Below are 17,724 nucleotides of genomic sequence, written 5' to 3' on the forward strand. Positions count from 1 at the left end.
GTAACGAGCCGGTGGCCGCCTACCGGGTGGCCAGCGACGGCACCGAGACCGGCGTGAAGATCGTCGCCTTCCCGGCGCCGTCCAACGCGCCCACTGACAGGCGGGCCGTCGTCAACGGCAGGCCCATGTTCCAGATCACCGCAGGCGGGCTCACCGGCTACTGGGTGCCCGCCTCCGCCGTCACCGTCGACTCCGCACCCGCCGTGGGCTGAGCCGCACCATCCCCCCTGGAGGACCCATGGCCTGGTGCCCCTTCGCCACCAGAATGGAACTGCAACCCGAGTCGGACGCCCAGCCCGCGATCCGGCCGACGCAGTTCATCGTCCACTCGATCATCGCCCCCTGGACCGCGAAGCGGACCTACGAATACTGGCGAGACAGCACGAACCTTGAGAGCCACTTCGGTCTCGGCTACGCGGGCGACTTGGGCCAGTTCATCGGCACCGAGACCCGCGCCGACGCGAACGCCGCAGCGAACCGGCGGCCGGACGGCACCGGCGCCGTCAGTATCGAGACCGCGTCGAACACCAAGGGCACCGATCCGTGGACCGACGATCAGGTCGAAATGCTCATCCGCCTCGGCGTCTGGCTCCACCAGCGGCACGGCATCCCGCTGCGGATCTGCCGCACCCACGACGACCCGGGCTTCGGCTACCACCGCCTCCACTCCGCCTGGGCCGTGTCCGGCACCGCCTGCCCCGGCGACGCCCGTGTGCGCCAGTTCCGCGAGGTCGTCTTCCCCGGGATCGTCCGCCGGGCCACCGTCCAGATTCCGCCCCCCAGCCCTCCGACCAGCCCCGCGCCCGAACAGGAGACCGACATGGCAATCGCCAAGGTCGACGAATCGAACCCCGTCGACGTCGACCTCGCCGACAACGAGTGGACCACCCTCGCGTTCACCGACGCCGTCATCCACTCCGGCCCCCGCCAGCTCGTCGGCCCCACCTACGTCCAGCTCACCTTCGCCCCCGGCACTCAGGCGTTCGTGACCGGCCGCTTCATCCTCACCAACCCCGACGGCACCGGCGCCTCCGGCTACGGCGATCTCGGCGAATTCGACGCCCTGCGCCTGCCGCAATTCCTCCACAACCACGACATCCCCACCGGCAAGACGCTGCGGTTCCAGGTCAAGGCCCGCACCGACAACGGCACGACCGCCAAGCTCACCCACCGCGCCGTCACCGGCGACTACATCGCCTGACCCTCGCAGAAACGAGAGACCAATGAAGATCTTCGGCAGAGAGCCTGCGCTCGTCATCGCCGCCCTGTCGGCCACGCTCAGCCTCATCGTCAGCTTCGGCTTCAACCTCAATGCCCAGCAGGCCGGCGCTATCGTCGCCGCCGTCAGCGCCGTGTTCGCCGCGCTCACCGCCGCGATGACCCGCCCGATCGCACCTTCGGCGTTCACCGGACTCGTCGCCGCCGGCGCCACCCTGCTCGCCGCCTACGGACTTGAGGTCGGCGCCGAGACCGTCGGCGCCCTCAACGCCGTCGTCCTCGCGACCCTCGGCCTCATCACCCGCGGCCAGGTCTCCCCAACGCGCGCGGACGCGCCGGTCCGAGGGGTGTAGGTGCCGTGCCGTGCGGCCCGGCGGCTGCATCAGCATCTGGGCCGCCGCGGCATCTTCCTCCTGCTGCTCGGCATCGGCAAAACCTGCTTCGGGATCATGTGGCTAACAGACCCCCCAGGAACGCAAGGGCTGCAGCTACTGACCCGCTTCTGCGACATCCGGCACTGGTCATGGCTCTGGATCACGGCGGGGCTCATCACCGCCGCATCGTCCATCCTGCCGGTCGGTCGTGACCGCTTCGGCTTCGTGGCCGCACTGATTCCGCCGTCAGTGTGGACCGTGGCGTACCTGACCGGGATCATTCTCGGCGAGTACTCGCAAGGCCTCTGGTTCGCAACTTGGTATCTGACCTCCCACGTCGGGGTCATCATGTGGGCCGCGACGGTGCCCGAGTACTCGGTCCCCCCAGCTCCGCGCCGTGCCCGGAGAGGTAAGGGCGGATGACAGGCGTATGGGCAGCTATCGCTACGGTCAGCGGCGCGGTGCTCATGCTGATCGGCGCGGTATACACGGCGCGATCGTCCCGGGCGGCAGCCACGGCTTCGGCTCGGGCAACCGAGGTCGCGGCTGTCGTGTCGTCGGAGCCGGCGCAGCGGCAAGCCGACCTGCTCGCGTTCAAGGAGATCCGCGAGAAGCAGCAGGAAGAACTGCGAGAGACACGCGAGGAGCTACGGTCGCTGCGGTCGCTGGTGAGAGCCTTCGTCTACTACGTGGGGGACCTGACCACCCAGATGCGCGTCCACGGCATCGAGCCCCCACCCCCGCCCGAGCGGGTCCAGGAGTACAACCGAACTGGAGTCTGACGTGACCGACATGCCCACGGAGCGGCCCGCGGTCCGCAGGGTCGAGCCGGGCGCGGCCGACGTCGACGCCCAGGTCGACCTCGGCTGGCGCGAGCCCGACCCCGAACCGCCGGCACCCGAGACGGTGCCCAAGGAATGACGGGCTGCCGTCACCTGACCTGGCAGACTGATGTGGACCAAAGGAGGGCGCCATGCTTCGCCGACTAGTCAAGGCCCTATTCCGGCAGCGCGGGCATGCCTCCGGCGGGACACTTCCTCCTTACAGGCCGGACGGCGACAGTGTGCCCGCCATCCTGTCGCCAGGCCGGTACGAAGTTCCGCCAGGGACCGAGCGACGAGTACCGCCGGCCTTCCTTGAGCGTCTCAACGCCCCCCGCCGCCGGTAGACCGCTACTCACCCGAGACGGAGCACGAGTAGATCAGCCCCCACCTTCGGGTGGGGGCCTTCTTCATGTCCGGGTGGTCGCAGTCTCGATAACCCACACGTACCGGCGGTGTCCACAAACGAACGTCTGTCGACACTTGGGGTGTCTACGGCATCGCTACAGCACCGATTTGACGAGAACTCGTGTCCTTAACTATGTCGCGCAAACCCCCCTTACAGCTACGCTCTCCATATGAGAATCGGATACGGCCGGGTCTCCACCCGCGACCAGAACCCCGACGCCCAGGAGGACGCCCTCACGGCGGCCGGCTGCGACCGCATCTTCATCGACAAGGCGTCCGGCAAGCTCGCCTCGCGCCCCGAGCTCGACAAGGCCCTGCTGACGGCACGGGAAGGCGACCAGTTCGTCATCACCAAGCTCGACCGGCTTGGCCGCTCCACGAAGAACCTGCTCGAACTCTCCGAGCACCTCCGCTCCCACGGGGTCACCCTCGTCGTCCTCGACCAGGGCATCGACACCTCGAACCCGGCCGGCCGCCTCTTCTTCACCATCATCGGCGCCATCGCCGAGTTCGAGCACTCGATGATGGTCGAGCGCACTCACGACGGCCTCGCCGCCGCACGCGCCCGCGGCAGGGTCGGCGGAAGGAAGAAGGCCCTGCGCCCCCGCCAAGTGGAACTCGCGCAGCGGATGTACGACGAGCTCGGGGACGACGGCAAACGCAAGCACACCGTGCAGGACATCGCCGACGAACTCGGCGTAGCCCGCACCACCATCTATCGGTACCTGGAGCGCGCGTGACGGCAACCGACGAGGAGGCGCGCACCTGCTGGACGTGCGACGAGAGGAAGCCGGCCGACGAGTTCTACCGACAAGGGAAGGGGCGACTCCGCCACTGCAAGGCCTGCGTGCGGCAGAAGGACCGCGATCGGTACAAGGCCACCAACGGGAAGGATCGAGTCTTCGACCAGAGCCTGAGGCGGTTGTACGGCATCACCATCGACCAGTACCGAGCGAAGGAAGCCGAGCAGCAAGGCCGCTGCGGTCTCTGCAGGTGCATACCGCAGACCGATCGCCGGATGCATGTCGACCATGACCACGCCACGGGCAAGCTCCGCGATCTGCTCTGCCACCACTGCAATCTGCTGCTCGGCAACGCCCAGGACTCGGTCGAGCGCCTCCGCCAAGCGATCGCGTACCTGGATCGTCACGGTGGCCAGCTCGGCAACCACCCCGCCTACACTCTCGCCGCCAAGCTGGGTGAACGGCTCCAGACTGAGGAGGAGAAGTGACCGACGCCGAGTACGAGGCGTGGTACCGCACGGGGAAGCTCCGCTGCGACGACTGCGGCACGCTCGTCCGCTGTAGCAACCTGACGAGCCTGCCCCCACACCGCTGCACCGAGCGGCAGCGGGCACGCCGCGAGCGGGCGGCCAGCGAGTAGGGGAACGTTATGCGCTGGTCCAGGCTTTGAGGTCCCTTTGGGGTTGGTCTTGCAGTACAGCCCCCGACTCAAAGAGTCATCGCCTGCCACACTGAGGGCACACCCCGAGGAGGCCGCCGTGAGGATGTTCCGCTGGCTGTACCGCAACTACGAGATGGCGGCCTACGGGTTCGTCGTGGTGATGACGCTCGCCCTCGCCGCGCTCGCGCCGACCTTGTCCCGCTGACGCAAGGCGAACGCCCCCGCAGCCACGTGCTGCGGGGGCGTCGTCGTGTGTGGAGTCAGCCCCAGATACTGTCGCGTCGCATGTCGCCTCCTCGGTGCGGGTGTGGCCACGGTAGGCGGAACCCCGGCCGACTGTCAGCCCCCGCGCGGCACCGATCTTTTTCGGTCATCACCCTGTTGCTCATGGCTGGTTCGGGTGCATCCTTTTGCGCACGGCCTCCCCGTAACCCCCGTCCGGGGGACCGTAACGGCCCCGCCCTCCCACGCCCTGGGCGGGGCCACGCCGCCTCCCGGCTCCCCACGGGAGGGCAGGCGCACGCCCTGACTCTGTGGAGGCGAGCGATGTCGACTCAGTACTGCTTCCGGTACCTGCGCACCTCGGCCGGGACCACCGTCCGCACGATGGCCCCGGACTCCGAGCCGCACCTGACCGACGAGGAGTATTTCGACAAGAACCCCGTGATCCGGGAGATCATGGAGCGGTGGGCTGCCGAGGGCCGGGAGAAGGACGCCTGACCACCAGGTGACCGACTCCACGTGCCCCCTGACCTGCCTCGTCTTAGGCTGAGGATCCACCCCAGGGGGGACGCCTGGGAGGTAGCGATGCCCCGCCCCGTCTGGTCCGGCGCGATCTCGTTCGGCCTGGTCACCATCCCGATTAAGGTGCTGTCCGCGACCGAGTCGCACAACATCAGCTTCCACCAGGTACACGAGAAGGACGGCGGCCGGATCCGCTACCAGAAGGTCTGCACCCTGGACGACAAGGTCCTGAGCCAGGACGAGATCGGCCGCGGCTACGAGATCTCCAAGGACACCGTCATCCCCGTCACGGACGCCGATCTGGACGGGATGCCGCTGCCGACCGCAAAGGCCATCGAGATCGTCGCGTTCGTCCCCGCCTCCAGCATCGACCCCATCCGCATCAGCGACTCCTACTACCTGGCCGCCGACGGGCAGGTCGCCGCCAAGCCGTACAAGCTCCTCCGCGAGGCCCTCAACCGCTCGGACCGGGTGGCCATCGCGAAATTCGCCTGGCACAACCGCGAGCGACTGGGCCTCCTCCAGGTCCTGGACGGCGAGGTCATCGCCCTGCACTCGATGCGCTGGCCAGACGAGATCCGCGACCCCGCCGCCGTCGCCCCGCCGGCCATGGACATCGACGACTCGGAGGTCGACGGCGCCATCGCCCTGATCGACGCCATGACCACCGACGACCTGAGCGGCTTCCACGACGAGTACCGCACCGCGCTCGAGGAACTCCTCCACGCCAAGGCGGAAGGCCACGGGGTGGAGCGCCCGGAGACGGAGGAGGAGCCGGCCGGGCAGGTGGTTGACCTGATGGCCGCCCTGAACGCATCCGTGGAGAAGGCCCGCGCCAGCCGCGGCGAGGACGCCACGGTGCACGAGATGCCAAAGCCGAAGAAGGCTGCGAAGAAGACGGCCGCCAAGAAGACCGCTGCGAAGAAGACCCCGGCCCGGCGCAAGAAGGCCGGCTAGTCCAGCATCCCGAGCTCGCTGTCCGGTCGGCACACGGCGCAGGCTTCGACGCCTTCGACGATGGCCCGCCGCGCATCATGCTCGTCGCAGCCGATCCCCTTCTTCGCCAGTGCGCAGTCGCCGAGGTGGACCTTCACCGGTGTGCGCTCGGCGGTGAGGCCGCGCTGGATCCGGTACGGCGGGGGAGGCGGCGGCGCGGTCCGGGCCTGGATCGCCGCTTGCCGCTGCAGTGCCGCGCGGGCCTCGCGGACGTAGAGCAGCTGTACCTGGAGCCACGTCTCCAGGGCGGCGAGGCGCGGCTCGTCGGGAGGCAGCGGAGGCGGCAGATCGGACATGCGTTCGAGTCTAGTCCCGGACCGCCCCGCCGTTGTCAGTGCCTGCTCGTACCCTGGTGCCACCACATCCGCGCTTGCTGGCTGCAGCGCAGCGCTACCCGGACCCGCCCGTCGGCCCCGACAGGGGACAGCGACCGACGGGCGGAGACGTACCTGGAGGGGCTATGGAACTCGTCGACTTCCTACGCGCACGGCTCGACGAAGACGCCGACACCGCCAGCGCGGCGAGCCCTGGGCCATGGCACGTGAACGCCGAGAGCGACGAGGTGCTCGCCGTCGACGACATCGCCGTGGCAGACGGCTTTGCCCTCAGCGGCCAACAGCTCCGCGCCACGACCGCCCACATCGCCCGCCATAACCCGGCCCGCATCCTCGCCGAGGTCGACGCCAAGCGGCAAATGGTCGACGACTACGCGCGCAACGCAGCGGCTGCCGAAGCAGAGCAGTGCCCAAACGAGTGGAACGGCGGAATCGACAAGCTCGGCTACTTCGTCCTGCCGCTACTCGCCCTGCCCTACGCCGACCATCCGGACTACCGCGACGAGTGGCGGCCCTAGCCCGCGTCCGGCTCCGGGTGCCGCACCCGCTTCTTCAGCTCCCGCTCGACTTCGTACCGGTTCTCGCCGGTCGCCTCGGCGTGCGCGGTCACGGCCTGCTATACGGCGAGCGCCGTCTCGACGGTCAGCGCGCCGGCCTTCTGCTCGGCCCATGCGCGTTATTCGAGCTGCATCAGCTCGGGGGTTAGTTCGATTGCCACGGGCGGATCCTATGCCGCGAGCCGCTGCTCTCCGCGCTCGGCACGGCTGGCCGCCGCCCACTCCACCAGCAGCCGCTGGTACTCGTCGAGGTCTGTTGGCTGCTCCGCGCCCGCCGGCCACAGGGCCCGGATCGCCGTGTTCAGCTCGTCTGCGGTACGCCCCACCCCAGTCATGCCGTTCAGGGTACGGCGCCGGTCTGACATCGGGGGCTAGTCAGCCGGGCGGTCGGCAACGAAGCTGCCCAGGCCGGGCTCCGTGTAGATGAGCTTCTCCTCGCGCAGCGCGCGATGCACCTTCTGCCCCGTAGCCGCGGCGATCCCGAACTCGGCCTGCAGCTGGAGAACGCTGGGCACTCGGGACCGTGGCGGGTAGGTGCCGTCAGCGATCCGGTCCCGGATCACCTGGGCGACCTGCCGCCATCGTGGCTGGTCAGGGGCAAACTCGATCACCTAGCCACGCTAGGCATGGCACACCGCACTACGCGAGACATGGCATACCTAGCACGCCATAGCACGCCTGCCGTAGTCTGCGGCCAAGCAAGGACCCCCGCGGCCGTGTGACCGGCCCGGGGGCGTGGCCACCAGCTGGAGGGCTGACGGCATGAGCGAGGCTACCGACGCCGCGACGGACACGGCAGAGGGCGGGCGCGAGATCCCGCCGCCCGGCGAGCTGACCGCCAGCCAGTACAAGGGCTGGAGCTGCGTGTGGTGCGGCACGCCCCTCACTCACGGCGGCCGGCCGGTTGGCGTCACCCGCGGCCGGGACGGCGCCCACGTCCTCGACGCCCCCGTGTACGCCGGCCCGTGCTGCCCCTAAGACTCCGCCCGCCGGTTCGGCGGACCCGGCGGGCGGATACTGTGCGTCACCGATTCGCACGGGGCGCGCACGTTTTACCTCGCAACTATTGCCACGCACACTTTCGTGAAGTGGAATATGCCGACACGATGTCTGATGAGGCCCGTTCGTGAGGCACACGCCTGAGCGGGTCACGGCAGCAGGTCATGGATCGACACGCCTACGGCGGTGGCGATGAGCAGGAGGTGGGAGAGCTTGGGGTCGTTACGCCCTGCCTCGATGGACTGGAGCGTGGTGCGGCTGATGCCGGTGCGCTCCGCCAGTTTCTCCTGCGTCAGGTCGGCATCCATGCGCGCCCCTTGGACGCGTCTGCCGATCGCCTGCTGGGCTCGGAGGATCCACTCGGGCTGATCGGCGTGCACAGGTACACGCTGGAGTGATCATGTTGCGGTGTCAGCACGAGAATCCGAGCTTTTTGTGATCATGGTCAGCACGTGACGCGTTCAGGAAGCGGACGCATGAACTCCAGATGGCCAGCCTTGCGGTCTGGCATATGCCGCAGGGTTCTGTGTAGTGTCCAGCAATCGAACGCGCGTTCACCCGAAGAGGCGAACAACGCCCCCTCCGGCACTTCGGTTGAGCAAGGAAGGGAACGAGGGGAGCACCACGAAGCCGCCCGTCCGGCGCAGTCGCTGTGGGAGGCAAAAGCACCGGACGGGCCAGGGCCGCCGCAGATCCAGATTGCAGGGGTCGCGGCGGCCCACTCTTTATACGCGGACTCCCTCGAAGCCGCTCAACCCAGGGAGCCGGCAGGGAGAGCGCCCCGGTCAGGGAGTATTCAGGGAGAGCAAAACCGCATGACTTGGCATGGCGAAGCAAGGTGCAGCAAGGTAAATAACAACAGGTCAGACAACCTCTCGACAGGTTCACGTCACATGCTCGGTCGCCGACTCGATGTACGCCGAGTACAAGGAGCCGCTGTACGCCGCTCCCCCGCTGCTCCAGCGCATGGTGGACGCCGGGCGCCTCGGCCGCAAGACGGGCTCCGGCTTCTACCCCTACGGCGCGTAACACCCGGGCTCGTCACGCGGAGCGACGAAGATTCGCACGGGGTGTGCGGAGCGTGTTCGCATATGCCCTGCGCACACGCTCCCCCCGTCCTCTCCGGGAGGGTTGACTCGGTCGTGCCGAGTCGACGAAGAGGAGCGGAAAACCGTGCACACCGACCCCGAACACTTAACGGCCGTCGAGGAGTTCGCAGAGCTGCGCCGCTGTCTCGACGTGGGGCTCGCCCGGATCGACGGGCAGCTCGCGCTGCTCGCCCAGCGCCACGGCCAGATCGACCGCGATCTCACCGATCTGGCCGCGCGCGTCACCACACTGGAGCAGACCAGGTGGCCGCTGCCCGCCGTGTCCGCGTGCACCGCCGTGGGCGCGCTGGCGGTGGCGGTCTGGCAGGCGCTCGGCCACTGATCCGGGCGTCAGCCCAGCCGGAGATGGTGCAGCATCAGCAGCCCGGCCGCCATGTTGGCGGCCGGGACCTCTCCGCGGGCGATCATGTCCGGCACGAGTTTCAGCGGTACCCACTCGCGCCGCGACGACTCGAAGTCGTCCTGGGGCGGGCCGGTGTAGGTCGCCTCCTCCGTCCAGTACAGATGGTGGCGGGCGTCGGTCAGTCCGTTGGACGGCTCGACGGTCAGGAGGTGCTGCAACGGGCCCGGGCGCCAGCCCGTCTCCTCCTCCATCTCACGGGCGGCGGCGGCGGCGACGTCCTCGCCGTCCTCGACCACCCCCGCGGCGAGTTCCCAGCCCCAGCTGTCGGTGATGAAGCGGTGCCGCCACAGCATCAGCACCTCGTTGGCCTCGTTGACGGCCGTCGCGACCGCCACCGGCCGCAGCCGGATGAGGAAGTGGTCCAGGTGCCGGCCGTCGGGGAGTGCGACGTCCGCGAGGTTGACCTTGAACCAGCGGTTCTCGTAGATCGTCTGTTCGCTCAGGTTCGTCCACTGCACTTTTCTGCCACCTTCCGACAAGTAGATGGCAATATCGCAGCAGTCCTACGGACCGGGCGGAACGTCGCGCGGGAAGGTCACAGCGGCACGCGCAGCGCCCCGTCGATGAGGCCGGCCGCCTCCCTCGCCTCACTGCAGCCGCTCGCCACCAGGTGCCCGCGCACCTCGCGCAGCCGGTCGCGCAGCCGCTGCGACTCCATCCCCCGGGCCCGTTCGGCCATCTCGGCCGCCGTCCGCGCCGCCCGGTCGGCCTCGCCCTGCCGCAGCTCGATCTGGCTCAGCATGGCCAGCCGGTGCACCCGCCCCCGGTCGTGCGCCGGGGTGCGCACGGCGGCCGCGGCGTGCTCCCGCGCGCCGTTCAGGTCGCCCAGGCTCAGCAGCGCCTCGGCCACCTGCACGTTGACCAGGCCCGGCTGGACGTAACCGGTCTCGTCCGGCTCGTGGCCCGGGCGGATGCGGTCCGCCTCCGACTCGGCGCGCCGGATGCATCTCAGCGCGCCGGAGCCGTCGCCGAGGTGGGCGTACGCCTTCGCCTGCATCGCGTACAGGTCGGCGGCGAGCGCCGGGGTGATCTGCCGGCCGGCGGTCCGCAGCGCCGCCTCCGCGAACGCCACCGCCTGCCGGTACTCCCCCATGAACAGCGACTGGTTGACCAGCAGGGCGATCACATAGCCGCCGAGCCCCCGGTCGCCGCTCGCCTTCGCCAGCCGCAGCGCCTGGTGGAAGTAGCGCTGCGCCAGGCCGTGCGCGTCCGAGTCGTACGCGCAGATGCCGGCGACCGCCACCAGCCCGCCGGTCGCCCGGTGCAACTGGCGTCCCAGGGCGTCGTTGTAGCCGCCGCGCAGCAGCGGGGCGGTCTCGGCGTTCAGGAATCCCACGATCCGGGCGCGGGTGGCGATCCCGCCCGCCCGGCGGTACATCAGCTCGTAGTGGGCGCGGGCCGCGCGGAGCATGGTGACGTCGGACATGCTGACGCGGGTCTGGCCCTCGCGGGAGACGTCCGCGTCCTCCGGCGGGTTCTCCCACTCCCAGACCGGCATCACCGCCGGGGTACCGGTCACCGCCTGCGCGCCCAGTATGTGCGGCCGTTGCTGTTCGTCGGAGCGCCAGAGCGCGGTGGCCCGCTCCACGAAGCCGGACAGCGGGGAACCGTGCGTGACGGCCCCTCCGCCGGGGACGCCGAGCCCGATGTCGTCGAGGGTGACCGGCCTGCGGAGCCGGGCTCCCAGCACCTCGCAGATCAGGTCGGGCACCTGGCCGCGCGGTCGCTGACCCTTCAACCAGCGGGCCACGGCGGTGTGTTCGTAACGCAGGGCCAGGCCACGGCTCCGTCCGGCCTGGTTGACGTGGGCGGCCAGGCCCGCGTGCGATATCCCCGCCTCGTCGAGCAGGGCGTCGAGCAGGGTGTTGGGCTGCATGGGGGCCCCTCCGGTGACTCGGTGTGCCCAGAATAGTGGAGCCCGGTTCGCACGGGGTGTGAACGGAATGCCCGTATCCGTGCCCCGCGCGCTCTGCCGCCATGCGCCGGGCGCCGGTTGACTGGGCGGTCTCTCACAGAGGCGGCCGGGCCGCCGGCTCCCCCCTCGTACAGTGCGGCGGCCCGTTCCCGCGTCGTCCGTCCTGCCGGATCTGCCCGACACTCCCCGGCAGGACGGACGGCGCCGGCCGCACCGTCCATGTCCCTGCCGGCCGTCAGCGAGGGGAGGGTGCGATAGGGGTGCGGCACAGTCCCTGGCCCGCGGGCTGTGCCGGCACCCGGCAACGGTCGTTGCGCACGACCATCAGCGCCACGTCGTCGGTCAGCCGCCCGCCGGTGTGGCGCAGCAGCGCCGCGTGCACCCGGTGGATCAGGGCCGCCGGGTGCACCGGCCCCCCGTCCAGGGCCGCGTCCAGCACGTCCTGGAGGGGGAAGAACCGCCCCGCGGCGTCCCGGGCGTCCTCCGCTCCGTCCGTGTACAGGAGCAGGGCCTCGCCCGGCGGGAGCGTCACGCCCCGGTGCACCGGCAGCTCGTCCGGCAGCGGGAAGGCCCCCAGCGGCGGCAGCGGCTCCCCCGCCGGGACCGGCTCGGCGCCCGTGCGGCCCAGCCGGTAGGGCCACGGGTGTTCGCAGTTGAGGGCCAGCACCGTGCCGTCCCGGCGGATCTCCAGCAGCAGCAGGGTGACGAACTCCTCCGCCGACGCGCCGGCCGGGTCCCACCCGCCCGGCGCGGGGTGCTCCTCCCGCGCCCGGTCCCGCAGGTGCCGCCCGAGGGCCCGCTCGAGGCGCCGCAGCACACCGCCGAGTTCGGGTTCGTCGTGCGCGGCCTCCCGGAAGCTGCCGAGCACGGCGGCGACCGCCCCGAGCGCGGGCAGCCCGTGACCGCGTACGTCGCCGATGACGATCCGCACACCGTGCGGGGTGGCCACCGCCTCGTACAGGTCGCCGCCCACGGCCGCGCCCCGGGCGGCCGACAGCTGGGCGGCGGCGAGGGACAGGCCGTCCAGCGAGGGCGGTGGCGGCCGCAGCAACACCCGCTGGGCGGCGTGGGCCACCGCCCGGACCTGCTTCAGCTCCCTGGCCAGGCCGTGGTGGACGCCCAGGACCAGTCCGGTGCCCGCGGTGAAGAAGACGGCGCTGGTGGCGATCCGCGCGGCCGTGCCCCCTTGCTGGGCGATGGGGCAGGCGAGCTTCCACACGACGGCGACCGCGCCCCAGAGGGCGGGCAGCGCGAGCGGGGCGAGGCGACGAATGCAGGTTCGCGTACGCGGCATGCGGACCGTCCTTCTCCAGGCCCCTCCTCGCGGTCGGGACGACTGAGTCGATCGTCCATGGCCGGAGGGAAGGTCCACCAGACTTCCCACTCGAACGAGTGATGGGGGACCCACGCCCGCGGGAACGACAGGGGGCACGGCCGGTGTTCCGGCCGTGCCCCCTGTCGCGCTCGGATCGGTCAGGCGCCGCGCAGCACCGCGCCGGTCCGCTCGGCGGCGACGGCCACCGCGGCGTCCCGGGCGGCCGAGGCCTCCTCGACGGTCAGCGTGCGGTCGGCGGCGCGGAACCGCAGGGCGTAGGCGAGGGACTTCCTGCCCTCGCCGATCTGCTCGCCCTCGAAGACGTCGAACAGGCGGATGGACTCCAGCAGTTCTCCGGCGCCCTCGCGCAGTGCCCTGCCCACCTCGGCGGACGGAACCTGGCGGTCCACCACCAGGGCGACGTCCTGCGTGGCGACCGGGAACGCCGAGATCCGCGGCGCGCGCACGGCGCCGGCCGAGGCCCGCTCGACGGTGTCGAGGTCCAGCTCCATCGCGCACGTACGGGCCGGCAGGTGCAGCGCCTTGATGACGCGCGGGTGCAGCTCACCGGCGTGGCCGACGACCCGCTCCTCACCGTCCACCACCACGGCCAGCTCCGCGCACCGGCCCGGGTGCAACGGACCGTACTGGCCCTGGCGCACGATCAGCTCGGCACCGGCCTCACGGGCGACGGTCCGGGCGGCCTCGACGGCGTCGGCCCAGTCGGACGGGCGGCCCCCGCCCCACCAGCCGGCCTGCTCCCGCGCACCGGCGAGCACCACGGCGGCGTGCCGCGGCTGCTGGGGCAGGACGGCGTTGACGCCGGCGATCTCCTCGTCGGTCGGGCGCCGGTCGACGGGCAGCCGCACCGCGACGCCCGGCTCGCCGGCGGCCCGGAAGACCAGACCGGTCTCGAAGAGCGCCAGGTCGTGGCTGCCGCGCCCGTCGTTGCGGCGCAGCGCGGCGAGCAGACCCGGCAGCAGCGTCGTGCGGAGCGCGGGCTCCTCGTCGGAGAGCGGGTTGACGAGCGTGACGACCTGGCGGCACGGGTCGTCCGCCGGGATGTCGAGCCGGTCGAGGATCTCCTTGCCGATGAACGGGTAGTTCAGTGCCTCGACGTAACCCGCTCCGGCCAGGGCGCGGCCCACGCGGCGGTGGGTGCGCTGGCGCTCGGTGAGCCCGCGGCCGGCCGGGGGCTTGGGGAGCGTGGAGGGCAGGTTCTCGTACCCCTCCAGCCGGATGACCTCTTCGGCGAGGTCGTTGGGCTCGGTGAGGTCGGGGCGCCAGGACGGGGCGGTGACGACCAGTTCGTCCTGCCCGGACACGTCGCAGCCGACCTCCTGGAGGCGGCGGACGACGGTCTCGCGGCCGTACGCCACGCCCGCCACGCGGTCGGGGTGGTCGGCCGGCATCGTGATGGTGCGCGGCGCGGACGGCGCGAGGACCTCGGTGACACCGACTTCGGCGGTACCGCCCGCGAGGAGGACCAGCAGGTCGACGGTGCGCTGCGCGGCAGCGGCGGCGGCCTGCGGGTCGACGCCGCGCTCGAAGCGCTTGGACGCCTCGGAGGAGAGCTTGTGGCGGCGCGCGGTGCGGGCGATGGAGATCGCGTCGAAGTGCGCGGCCTCGATGACCACCTCGGTGGTGCCGCGGACCTCGCCGGTCTCCGGATCGGTGACGGCGTCGGCGATCTCGGTGTTGGCGCCGCCCATGACACCCGCGAGGCCGATGGGGCCGCGGTTGTCGGTGATGAGCAGGTCGGCCTGGTCGAGGACGCGGACGGTGCCGTCGAGGGTGGTGAGCTTCTCGCCGGGCTCGGCGCGGCGGACCGTGATGGGGCCGTCGAGCCGGGTGCGGTCATAGGCGTGCAGCGGCTGGCCGAGTTCCAGCATCACGTAGTTGGTGATGTCGACCGCCAGGCCGATCGGGCGCATGCCGGCCTTCTGGAGGCGGCGCTGGAGCCAGATCGGCGAGCGGGCCTCGGGGTCCAGCCCGACGACGGTGCGCGCGGTGAAGCGGTCGCAGCCGATCGGGTCGGACACCTTGACCAGGTAGCCGTAGGAGTTGGGCGCGGGCACGTCCAGCAGCGCCGGGTCGCGCAGCGGCAGGCCGTACGCGGTGGCGACCTCACGGGCGATGCCGCGCATCGACAGGCAGTAGCCGCGGTCGGGCGTGACGGCGATGTCGAGGACCTCGTCGTACAGCTCCAGCAGCTCGGTGGCGTCGATGCCGACCTCGTACTCCGGGGGCAGCACGATGATGCCGTGGGAGCCGTCGTCGCCCATGCCCAGCTCGTCGCCGGAGCAGATCATGCCGCGCGAGACCTTGCCGTACGTCTTGCGCTCGGCGATCCGGAAGTCGCCGGGCAGGACGGCGCCGGGCAGCGCCACGACGACCTTGTCGCCCTCGGCGAAGTTCCGGGCGCCGCAGATGATCTCCTGCGGCTCGCCGGTGCCGTTGGCCGCGCCGACGTCGACGGTGCAGAAGCGGATCGGCTTCTTGAACTCGGTCAGCTCCTCGATGGTGAGGACCCTGCCCACCACGAGCGGGCCCGTCAGACCGGCGCCGAGCTGCTCGACGGTCTCGACCTCCAGCCCGGCCGACACCAGCTTGGCCTGTACGTCACGGCCGGTCTCCGTCGCCGGCAGGTCGACGTACTCCCGCAGCCACGAAAGCGGGACCCGCATCAGATCTCCATCCCGAACGGCCGGGTGAACCGGACGTCACCCTCGACCATGTCTCGCATGTCTTCGACGTTGTGGCGGAACATCAGCATCCGCTCGATGCCGAACCCGAAGGCGAATCCGCTGTACTTCTCGGGGTCGACGCCGCAGGCGACGAGCACCTTGGGGTTGACCATGCCGCAGCCGCCCAGCTCGATCCAGCCCTCGCTGCCGCAGGTGCGGCAGGGCCGGTCCGCGTTGCCGACGGACTCGCCGCGGCAGACGTAGCAGAGCATGTCCATCTCGGCGGACGGCTCGGTGAACGGGAAGAAGTTCGGGCGCAGCCGGGTCTTCATGTCCGGGCCGAAGAGCGCCTGGACCATGTGGTCCAGGGTGCCCTTGAGGTCGGCCATGGTCAGGCCCTCGTCGACGGCGAGCAGCTCGATCTGGTGGAAGACCGGCGTGTGCGTCGCGTCGAGCTCGTCGGTGCGGTAGACGCGGCCGGGGCACACGACGTACACGGGCGGCTCGCGGTCGATGAGCGTGCGGGCCTGCACCGGGGAGGTGTGGGTGCGCAGCACGATGCCCGACTCGTCGCCGGAGGTCCCTTCCGGGCCCTCGACGAAGAAGGTGTCCTGCATCTGGCGCGCCGGGTGGTCCGGTACGAAGTTCAGGGCGTCGAAGTTGAACCACTCCGCCTCGACCTCGGGGCCTTCGGCGACCTCGTAGCCCATGGAGACGAAGACGTCCGCGACGCGCTCCATGAGGGTGGTCAGCGGGTGGCGGGCGCCGGCCGGGGTGCGGTCGTGGGGCAGTGTGACGTCCACGGCCTCCTCGACGAGCACGCGCGCGTCGCGCTCCGCCTCCAGCTCGGCCTGGCGGGCGGCCAGCGCCTTGTTCACGGCACCCCGGGCCTGGCCGACGCGCTTGCCGGCCTCCGCCTTGGCGTGCGGCGGCAGGGCGCCGATCTCCCGGTTGGCGAGCGCGAGCGGCGAGGTGGGGCCGGTCTGCGCGACCTTGGCCTCGTGCAGCGCGTCGAGGTCGCCGGCGGCGGCGAAGGCGGCGAGCGCCTCGTCCCGCATGCGCTCGATCTCTTCCGGTTTCAGTGCCTCGACCTCGACTGGGTCGTACGACTTGTTCGGTGCCGACATCTCTTCCCGTACTTCCGATGGGCTGGCTGGGGCCCCCGCTCGACGACCGAGGACGCAAAGGTGCCAAAGGACGAGTCTAACGGGGTGCGGGCAGGCGGATGAGCCGCGGATCAGCCCGTGGACACGCGCGGCCCGAGCTAGCTCAGATAGGCCGGGGCGCCCACGGGCAGCGTAAATCGGAACTGGGCCCCGCCGGCGGGTCCGCGGCCGACGGTGATCGTCCCGCCGTGCGCCTCGACGATGCCTTTGACGATGTACAGGCCGAGGCCGGTCCCGCCGCGTTTGCTCCCCCGCCAGAAGCGGGTGAAGACGCGGCCCATCGACTCCTCGGGAATGCCGGGGCCTTCGTCGCTCACGGTGACGGCCGTTCCCTTCTCGTCGTCGTGCGGGCCGGTGGGTGCCACCTCGATGGTGACGGTTCCCTCGCCGTGACGCACGGCGTTTTCGAGCAGGTTGCCGAGGACCTGGTCGATCTTGTCGGGGTCGGCCCACAGATCGGGCAGCGGGCGGCGTACGCGCACGAAGAACCGGTCCGGCGACTGGCCCCGGGCGGTGTGCGCCTGGATGTGGCGGCCGATGGCGGCGGCGATGTCGACGGGCTGGCGGCGCACCTCGAGGCGGCCGGAGTCTATTCGGGAGATGTCGAGGAGCTCGGCGATCAGCCGGGTGACGCGGCCGGCGTCGGCGTCGACGGTCTCCAGCATCAGCCGCTTCTGGTCGTCGGTGAAGCGTTCCCACTTGGCCAGCAGGGTCGCGGTGAAGCCCTTGACGGAGGTCAGCGGCGAGCGCAGTTCGTGGGCGACGGTGGCGATCAGCTCGGCGTGGCTGCGTTCGGTGCGGCGCCGCGCCTCGGTGCCGCGCAGGGTCACGACGACCTGCCGCACCGGGCCGAGGGGCTCCTCGCGGACGTAGCGGGCGGCGACGAGCACTTCGCGGTTGCCGGGCAGCAGCAGGTTGCGCTCGGGCTGTCCGGCGCGGATGGCGAGGCCCCCGTACGGGTCGGTCAGCGCCCACCAGCGACGTCCCTTGAGGTCCTCCAGCGGCAGCGCCTGCTCCAGGGGCCGGCCGATGGCATCGACGCGGGGGACGGCGGTGAGGCGCACGGCCGCGGCGTTGAAGCACACGACCCGGCCGTGCTCGTCGGCGATCACGAGGCCGTCGGGAAGGTCGTCGGGGTCGATCGCGGGCGCGGCGGCGCCGGACGCGCCGGTGCCGGGCGCGGCGGGTCCTGCGCAGGCGCCCGCGCCCCCGCCCACTAAGGCGCCCTCCCGCGCCGCGGGCCTGCTGGTGCCGACCGTCATCCCCGTCTCCC

The 17,724-nt window shown here is 71.0% G+C and carries 23 protein-coding genes and 2 pseudogenes; 15 read left to right on the forward strand and 10 right to left on the reverse strand.

Going from position 1 to position 17,724, the window contains the following annotated elements:
* The 11 genes and pseudogenes from IE109_RS24310 to ku form a co-directional block, all read left to right on the forward strand.
* Positions 1 to 212 (forward strand): annotated as a pseudogene (locus tag IE109_RS24310) (D-glucuronyl C5-epimerase family protein); the annotation flags it as partial.
* Between the two features lie 26 nt (positions 213 to 238).
* Positions 239 to 1,201: a peptidoglycan recognition protein family protein gene (locus IE109_RS24315; protein WP_189553305.1), complete on the forward strand. Its 963-nt coding sequence runs from the start codon at positions 239 to 241 to the stop codon at positions 1,199 to 1,201.
* 22 nt (positions 1,202 to 1,223) lie between these two features.
* The gene (locus IE109_RS24320; protein ID WP_189553307.1) at positions 1,224 to 1,571 is read left to right on the forward strand and encodes a hypothetical protein; all 348 of its coding nucleotides are present in this window, start codon (positions 1,224 to 1,226) and stop codon (positions 1,569 to 1,571) included.
* On the forward strand, positions 1,572 to 2,015 hold the full coding sequence (locus tag IE109_RS24325) for a hypothetical protein (RefSeq protein ID WP_189553309.1): 444 nt from the start codon (positions 1,572 to 1,574) through the stop codon (positions 2,013 to 2,015). It begins immediately after the preceding gene.
* 128 nt (positions 2,016 to 2,143) lie between these two features.
* Positions 2,144 to 2,374, forward strand: coding sequence for a hypothetical protein (locus tag IE109_RS33330; RefSeq protein WP_229891513.1), 231 nt, complete (start codon positions 2,144 to 2,146; stop codon positions 2,372 to 2,374).
* A gap of 1 nt (position 2,375) precedes the next feature.
* Complete coding sequence (locus tag IE109_RS24335) at positions 2,376 to 2,513, forward strand: hypothetical protein (protein ID WP_189553314.1); 138 nt, start codon at positions 2,376 to 2,378, stop codon at positions 2,511 to 2,513.
* A 478-nt stretch (positions 2,514 to 2,991) separates the two neighbouring features.
* Positions 2,992 to 3,561, forward strand: a complete 570-nt coding sequence (locus IE109_RS24340) for a recombinase family protein (RefSeq protein ID WP_189553316.1) — start codon at positions 2,992 to 2,994, stop codon at positions 3,559 to 3,561.
* Entirely contained in the window at positions 3,558 to 4,052 is a 495-nt protein-coding gene (locus tag IE109_RS24345) for an endonuclease domain-containing protein (RefSeq protein WP_189553318.1), read from the forward strand. Before IE109_RS24340 ends, IE109_RS24345 begins: the two co-directional genes overlap by 4 nt.
* Positions 4,049 to 4,204, forward strand: coding sequence for a hypothetical protein (locus IE109_RS24350; protein WP_189553320.1), 156 nt, complete (start codon positions 4,049 to 4,051; stop codon positions 4,202 to 4,204). The genes IE109_RS24345 and IE109_RS24350 overlap by 4 nt, the downstream gene beginning before the upstream one ends.
* Positions 4,205 to 4,771: 567 nt before the next feature.
* The gene (locus IE109_RS24355; RefSeq protein WP_189553322.1) at positions 4,772 to 4,945 is read left to right on the forward strand and encodes a hypothetical protein; all 174 of its coding nucleotides are present in this window, start codon (positions 4,772 to 4,774) and stop codon (positions 4,943 to 4,945) included.
* A gap of 87 nt (positions 4,946 to 5,032) precedes the next feature.
* Positions 5,033 to 5,926 carry a non-homologous end joining protein Ku gene (gene ku, locus IE109_RS24360; RefSeq protein WP_189553325.1) on the forward strand — a complete coding sequence of 298 codons (894 nt, stop codon included), beginning with the start codon at positions 5,033 to 5,035 and terminating at the stop codon, positions 5,924 to 5,926.
* Here ku and IE109_RS24365 read toward each other — a convergent pair.
* Positions 5,923 to 6,261: a DUF6233 domain-containing protein gene (locus IE109_RS24365; RefSeq protein ID WP_189553326.1), complete on the reverse strand. Its 339-nt coding sequence runs from the start codon at positions 6,259 to 6,261 to the stop codon at positions 5,923 to 5,925. The two genes, ku and IE109_RS24365, sit on opposite strands and share 4 nt — an antisense overlap.
* Positions 6,262 to 6,425: 164 nt before the next feature.
* Between IE109_RS24365 and IE109_RS24370 the strand changes: the two genes are divergently transcribed.
* On the forward strand, positions 6,426 to 6,818 hold the full coding sequence (locus IE109_RS24370; RefSeq protein WP_189553328.1) for a DUF6221 family protein: 393 nt from the start codon (positions 6,426 to 6,428) through the stop codon (positions 6,816 to 6,818).
* 209 nt (positions 6,819 to 7,027) lie between these two features.
* On the opposite strand, the gene IE109_RS24375 is transcribed toward IE109_RS24370, so the two are convergent.
* Together IE109_RS24375 and IE109_RS24380 are read right to left on the reverse strand one after the other, a co-directional pair.
* Entirely contained in the window at positions 7,028 to 7,192 is a 165-nt protein-coding gene (locus IE109_RS24375; RefSeq protein WP_189553330.1) for a hypothetical protein, read from the reverse strand.
* A 36-nt stretch (positions 7,193 to 7,228) separates the two neighbouring features.
* Positions 7,229 to 7,468: a GntR family transcriptional regulator gene (locus tag IE109_RS24380; RefSeq protein ID WP_189553332.1), complete on the reverse strand. Its 240-nt coding sequence runs from the start codon at positions 7,466 to 7,468 to the stop codon at positions 7,229 to 7,231.
* Positions 7,469 to 7,619: 151 nt separating this feature from the next.
* Here IE109_RS24380 and IE109_RS24385 point away from each other — a divergent pair, with 151 nt between their 5' ends.
* On the forward strand, positions 7,620 to 7,835 hold the full coding sequence (locus IE109_RS24385; RefSeq protein WP_189553334.1) for a hypothetical protein: 216 nt from the start codon (positions 7,620 to 7,622) through the stop codon (positions 7,833 to 7,835).
* A 170-nt stretch (positions 7,836 to 8,005) separates the two neighbouring features.
* Here the strand turns inward: IE109_RS24385 and IE109_RS24390 are convergent, their stop codons facing one another.
* Positions 8,006 to 8,236 (reverse strand): helix-turn-helix domain-containing protein, encoded by a 231-nt coding sequence (locus IE109_RS24390; RefSeq protein WP_189553336.1) that lies wholly within the window; start codon positions 8,234 to 8,236, stop codon positions 8,006 to 8,008.
* A 517-nt stretch (positions 8,237 to 8,753) separates the two neighbouring features.
* Between IE109_RS24390 and IE109_RS24395 the strand changes: the two are divergent.
* A pseudogene (locus IE109_RS24395) lies at positions 8,754 to 8,885 on the forward strand (3-hydroxyacyl-CoA dehydrogenase family protein); the annotation flags it as partial.
* Between the two features lie 144 nt (positions 8,886 to 9,029).
* A complete protein-coding gene (locus IE109_RS24400) occupies positions 9,030 to 9,287 on the forward strand; it encodes a hypothetical protein (protein ID WP_189553337.1) in 258 nt (85 codons plus the stop codon).
* An 8-nt stretch (positions 9,288 to 9,295) separates the two neighbouring features.
* Here the strand turns inward: IE109_RS24400 and IE109_RS24405 are convergent, their stop codons facing one another.
* From IE109_RS24405 to IE109_RS24430, 6 genes are all read right to left on the reverse strand, one after another.
* Positions 9,296 to 9,826: an NUDIX hydrolase gene (locus tag IE109_RS24405; RefSeq protein ID WP_189553339.1), complete on the reverse strand. Its 531-nt coding sequence runs from the start codon at positions 9,824 to 9,826 to the stop codon at positions 9,296 to 9,298.
* A gap of 77 nt (positions 9,827 to 9,903) precedes the next feature.
* Entirely contained in the window at positions 9,904 to 11,244 is a 1,341-nt protein-coding gene (locus tag IE109_RS24410; RefSeq protein WP_189553341.1) for an NsdA family TPR-like regulatory protein, read from the reverse strand.
* A gap of 274 nt (positions 11,245 to 11,518) precedes the next feature.
* On the reverse strand, positions 11,519 to 12,577 hold the full coding sequence (locus IE109_RS24415) for a PP2C family protein-serine/threonine phosphatase (protein ID WP_189553343.1): 1,059 nt from the start codon (positions 12,575 to 12,577) through the stop codon (positions 11,519 to 11,521).
* Positions 12,578 to 12,756: 179 nt separating this feature from the next.
* Entirely contained in the window at positions 12,757 to 15,285 is a 2,529-nt protein-coding gene (gene pheT / locus IE109_RS24420; protein WP_189553345.1) for a phenylalanine--tRNA ligase subunit beta, read from the reverse strand.
* Positions 15,285 to 16,412, reverse strand: a complete 1,128-nt coding sequence (pheS, locus tag IE109_RS24425; protein ID WP_189553347.1) for a phenylalanine--tRNA ligase subunit alpha — start codon at positions 16,410 to 16,412, stop codon at positions 15,285 to 15,287. The genes pheT and pheS overlap by 1 nt, the downstream gene beginning before the upstream one ends.
* Before the next feature lie 137 nt (positions 16,413 to 16,549).
* The gene (locus IE109_RS24430; RefSeq protein ID WP_189553349.1) at positions 16,550 to 17,713 is read right to left on the reverse strand and encodes a sensor histidine kinase; all 1,164 of its coding nucleotides are present in this window, start codon (positions 17,711 to 17,713) and stop codon (positions 16,550 to 16,552) included.
* Positions 17,714 to 17,724 lie beyond the last annotated feature (11 nt).

The organism is Streptomyces lavendofoliae (assembly GCF_014649735.1).
GTDB classification, from domain to species: Bacteria; Actinomycetota; Actinomycetes; order Streptomycetales; family Streptomycetaceae; genus Streptomyces; species Streptomyces lavendofoliae.

Coding starts and splice junctions, on each gene's coding strand:
- IE109_RS24355 (WP_189553322.1), top strand. CDS start 4,772: ATGTCGACTCAGTACTGCTTCCGGTACCTGCGCACCTCGGCCGGGACC.
- IE109_RS24370 (WP_189553328.1), top strand. CDS start 6,426: ATGGAACTCGTCGACTTCCTACGCGCACGGCTCGACGAAGACGCCGAC.
- IE109_RS24365 (WP_189553326.1), bottom strand. CDS start 6,261: ATGTCCGATCTGCCGCCTCCGCTGCCTCCCGACGAGCCGCGCCTCGCC.
- IE109_RS24410 (WP_189553341.1), bottom strand. CDS start 11,244: ATGCAGCCCAACACCCTGCTCGACGCCCTGCTCGACGAGGCGGGGATA.
- IE109_RS24340 (WP_189553316.1), top strand. CDS start 2,992: ATGAGAATCGGATACGGCCGGGTCTCCACCCGCGACCAGAACCCCGAC.
- pheT (WP_189553345.1), bottom strand. CDS start 15,285: ATGCGGGTCCCGCTTTCGTGGCTGCGGGAGTACGTCGACCTGCCGGCG.
- ku (WP_189553325.1), top strand. CDS start 5,033: ATGCCCCGCCCCGTCTGGTCCGGCGCGATCTCGTTCGGCCTGGTCACC.
- IE109_RS24385 (WP_189553334.1), top strand. CDS start 7,620: ATGAGCGAGGCTACCGACGCCGCGACGGACACGGCAGAGGGCGGGCGC.
- IE109_RS24315 (WP_189553305.1), top strand. CDS start 239: ATGGCCTGGTGCCCCTTCGCCACCAGAATGGAACTGCAACCCGAGTCG.
- IE109_RS24320 (WP_189553307.1), top strand. CDS start 1,224: ATGAAGATCTTCGGCAGAGAGCCTGCGCTCGTCATCGCCGCCCTGTCG.
- IE109_RS24430 (WP_189553349.1), bottom strand. CDS start 17,713: ATGACGGTCGGCACCAGCAGGCCCGCGGCGCGGGAGGGCGCCTTAGTG.
- IE109_RS24375 (WP_189553330.1), bottom strand. CDS start 7,192: ATGACTGGGGTGGGGCGTACCGCAGACGAGCTGAACACGGCGATCCGG.
- IE109_RS24415 (WP_189553343.1), bottom strand. CDS start 12,577: ATGCCGCGTACGCGAACCTGCATTCGTCGCCTCGCCCCGCTCGCGCTG.
- pheS (WP_189553347.1), bottom strand. CDS start 16,412: ATGTCGGCACCGAACAAGTCGTACGACCCAGTCGAGGTCGAGGCACTG.